The organism is Arthrobacter sp. SIMBA_036 (assembly GCF_046535135.1).
Taxonomy (GTDB): Bacteria; Actinomycetota; Actinomycetes; order Actinomycetales; family Micrococcaceae; genus Arthrobacter.
In genome coordinates this window covers 1-245 of sequence record NZ_JAWRXG010000398.1, presented here as the reverse complement: position 1 = coordinate 245, position 245 = coordinate 1, and the positions used below count along the sequence as shown (strand labels likewise).

Here is a 245-nt window from a genome sequence, read left to right as displayed (position 1 = left end):
GACAGGGCGTTGTGGACCGCGTCGATCGAGCCCCGCAGCCCTTCCCGACGATCGTCCCGGAGCGCCTGAGCGATCCGCTCCACCTTGCGTTCGATGCGGTCGAGCTTTTGAGAAATTTCCAGAAGCATCGCGTGGCCGGCGAGCATCGTCGCCGAACTCAGGAGCTTAGAACCGACTCCCGACACCTTCACCCAGCGGGCCTGTCCGATAAACCGTCCATCCGGCCCTTGGGCGACCCCGAGCAC

At 64.9% G+C, this 245-nt stretch carries 1 protein-coding gene; it reads right to left on the bottom strand.

The annotated features are described in order from the left end of the window. Positions 1-245, bottom strand: a 245-nt coding sequence (locus tag SB659_RS20305) for a hypothetical protein (protein ID WP_410551736.1), incomplete at both ends; no start/stop codon positions are given.